This window comes from uncultured Brevundimonas sp. (genome assembly GCF_937870815.1).
Taxonomy (GTDB): Bacteria; Pseudomonadota; Alphaproteobacteria; order Caulobacterales; family Caulobacteraceae; genus Brevundimonas.
In genome coordinates this window covers 1-3344 of sequence record NZ_CALMZS010000051.1, presented here as the reverse complement: position 1 = coordinate 3344, position 3344 = coordinate 1, and the positions used below count along the sequence as shown (strand labels likewise).

Annotated in this window: 3 protein-coding genes; all 3 read left to right on the top strand. The window is 66.1% G+C overall.

What is annotated here, in order from left to right; genetic code table 11:
• The first annotated feature begins 176 nt into the window (after nt 1-176).
• The 3 genes from Q0588_RS03350 (at nt 177) to merA (ending at nt 2526) form a co-directional block, all read left to right on the top strand.
• Complete coding sequence (locus Q0588_RS03350; RefSeq protein WP_292124791.1) at nt 177-578, top strand: mercuric transporter MerT family protein; 402 nt, start codon at nt 177-179, stop codon at nt 576-578.
• A 21-nt stretch (nt 579-599) separates the two neighbouring features.
• On the top strand, nt 600-908 hold the full coding sequence (locus Q0588_RS03345; RefSeq protein WP_292124790.1) for a mercury transporter: 309 nt from the start codon (nt 600-602) through the stop codon (nt 906-908).
• A 187-nt stretch (nt 909-1095) separates the two neighbouring features.
• On the top strand, nt 1096-2526 hold the full coding sequence (gene merA / locus Q0588_RS03340; protein WP_298743766.1) for a mercury(II) reductase: 1431 nt from the start codon (nt 1096-1098) through the stop codon (nt 2524-2526).
• The last annotated feature ends 818 nt before the right edge of the window (nt 2527-3344 follow it).

The following is a 3344-nucleotide window of genomic DNA, read 5'->3' as shown; positions in this document are numbered from 1 at the left end:
TAGTAGCGCACGGTTTCGATATTGACCCCGGTCCGCCTCGACAGTTCGCCGATAGGTAGGCGCGGGGCCGTATCGCGCAGGGCGATTTTGTCCATCATGGATTTTGCCGCTTGTATCTGTAGTGCCTACAGACCTTACCTTGTGTCCATCGGCCAGTGAAGGCGTGAGGAGTGTCAATGGCAGACGGCAAGGAAGATTTCGGCGGACCCACGGTGCCAGCCGACAAACCCAACGCTCGCGGGTGGCTTGCCGTCGGAGGACTTGTCGCCGCGATCGGCGCGACCTCCTGCTGCGTATTGCCCCTGGCGTTGTTCGCGCTCGGGATCAGCGGGGCATGGATCGGCAATGTCACGGCGCTGGCCCCCTACCATCTCTATTTCGTTGCCGCCGCCGTGGTGTTGCTGGGCCTCGGCTTCTACCGGGTCTACCGCCAGCCCCGGGTCGCATGCGCGGAAGACGTGACCTGCGCCCGGCCGGCCTCGACCCGTCTCGTCAAGATCGCGCTCTGGACGGCGACCCTGCTCGTCGCCCTCGCTCTCGCATTTCCCTATGTCGCGCCGCTGCTGATCGGCGCCTGATTTTTCCTGGAGACATCGATCATGACCCTTTCGCTTCGCGCCGCCCTCGCTTTCGCGGCGGCTCTCTTCATCGCCGATGCCGTCCAGGCCGCCGAACGCACCGTGAGGCTCGACGTCACCAATGTCTCCTGCGTGACCTGCGCGCCCATCGTCCGTCGCACAATTTCGCGCATCCCGGGCGTCGAAGCCGTGACCGTCACCGTGACTCGGGGCGGCAATGGACAGGCCGTGGCGACGGTGACCTACGATGACGCCCGCGTGACGCCGGCCGCCCTGGCGCTCGCGTCGACCAGGGCCGGTTATCCCGCTCGTGTTCAGGCACGCCGATAGGCATTTTCGGCGTTCGTCCAGCCGCCTCGAGGACGATATTCGAACGCCTGTCGCGCGACCGGTCCCCGCGTCAGGAGACGCGTGTGGCGACATCCAGGCTCTCGCTGCCGCCACACGAAGGCCAAGGCGATATCGGGCGAACGCCGCTTCGTTGGCGGCAAAGTCCATTCAGAAGGATCCGGACAGTATGAGTGATTGTTGCACGCCGTCAGGGGATATCGCCAAGACCTACGATCTCGTCGTGGTCGGGGCGGGCTCGGCCGGCTTCTCGGCCGCCATCACGGCGGCGGAACAGGGCGCACGGGTGGCGCTCGTCGGCGCCGGAACGATCGGCGGGACCTGCGTAAACGTCGGTTGCGTGCCGTCCAAGGCCCTGATCCGGGCCGTCGAACCGCTTCGTCAGGCCCGGGCCGCGAGCCGTTTCGACGGCGTCCGGGCCTCGGCCGCCATTACGGACTGGTCCGAGACGGTTCGCCAGAAGGACCGACTGGTCGACGACCTTCGCCAGGCCAAGTACGAAGACGTTCTGCAAGGCTACGACGCCATCACCTACCACCAAGGCGCGGCGCGTCTCGTCGAGGGCGGCGTGGAAGTCGGCGACGTCCGGCTGACTACGGACAAGGTGATCATCGCGACCGGTTCACGTCCGGGGATGCCGGCGATCCCCGGCATCGAGTCCGTGCCTTATCTGACCAGCACGACCGCGCTCGAACTGGAAGCGTTGCCCCAATCGATGTTGGTGATCGGCGGCGGCTATATCGGGGCGGAACTGGCCCAGATGTTCAGCCGGGCGGGCGTCCACGTCACCATCGTCTGCCGGTCCCGGCTGTTGCCAGAGGGCGAACCCGAAATCAGCGAGGCGCTGCAACGCTATCTGGTGGACGAGGGTGTCACGGTCGTGGCGGGGGCCGTCTACGGGTCTATCAGACAGACCGATGATGGCGCTTCGCTCAGCCTCACGCAGTCCGGCGGCCCCGTCGTGATCACCGCGGAGCGCGTTCTGATCACGACGGGGCGGGTTCCCAACTCGGATGGGCTGGGGCTTGCCGAGATGGGGATCCAGATCTCGCCTGCGGGAGGTGTCATCGTCGACGACCGAATGCGCACGACGCGCGCGGGCGTCTATGCCGCAGGGGACGTCACAGGGAGGGACCTGTTCGTCTACATGGCCGCCTACGGGGCCAGGCTGGCCGCCCGGAACGCTCTGAACGGCGACACCCGGATCTACGACAATCGCGCCATGCCCGCGGTCGTCTTCACCGATCCTCAAGTGGCGACGGTGGGCCTAACGGAAGCTGCGGCCCGCGCGGTCGGTCACGATGTGCAGACCTCGATGATCACCCTGGATCACGTACCTCGCGCGCTCGCGGCCAGGGACACGCGTGGGCTCATCAAACTGGTGGCGGATCGTGGCACGGGGCGACTTCTAGGCGCGCACATTCTCGCGCCGGAAGGGGCCGACAGCATCCAGACCGCAGCGGTGGCCATTAAATGCGGCATGACGGTGGAGCAGTTGGGCGACACGATCTTCCCCTATCTCACGACCGTCGAGGGCCTGAAACTGGCCGCGCTGACGTTCAACAAGGACGTCAGCAAACTGTCTTGCTGCGCCGGTTGAGCGGCAAGACGCGATGCCTTCCGCTATGACACTTGTCGGCCTGCTGTGCGCCTGATCCGATGATCTTCGGCGTCCTGGGACTCAGGCTCGTCATCACAGTCTGGCGGGCTGGGTGATCACGCGGCTGGTCAGCTTCGCGCACAGCTACGCCGCACGTCGCGGTTTCCTTGCGCGTGTCTCTATGCCCCGTCCACGATCGGAAGCATCGCGGCCGCAAATGGAATCTGAAGCAACTCCAGCTTCGTTGTCCTCCTGAGAGGTCGGGTCCCGGCAGAGCGGGGAGCTGTCAACCGCGCGATCTATCAGGCGATTGGACCGTTTTCCACCACGGAGCCAGGCAATGTGCGACCCATCGAGAACGCTGGCGGTGGACCTTTTCATTGGAGCCGTTGCCGGCCTTGTCGCCACCAAAGGTGACAGACTGGACGCAGACTGCGCTCTATGGCGTGACGCCCGCCCAGGTCAGGGAAAAAGAGGAACGTGTTCGACCCGGCCCCCTGCGGCGATCGCGGCCGAGGGCATGGCAAACAGGTTGGGCGTTCGACTGTATGACAGGGTGCGGGCCCGCGCCCGCAATGTGGTCCATTATCCCTGGGGCGCCCTTTGCGGGCCCGTCTGCGGGCAACTTCGGCGCAAAACCCCTGTAGGCGCTTCCGGCGCCGTCCCACCCCAAGGGCTGCTGCTGGGGATGCTCGAGGCCATGGGGGCCGAAGACGACCGCGCCAGGTCGCTGAAGAAGGCCGAACTGGTCGACTGGGTCGCCGAACAGGCGGCGTCGCGGACCTGGGCGCCGGCCGGCCTGTCCTGGGCGGGCTCGC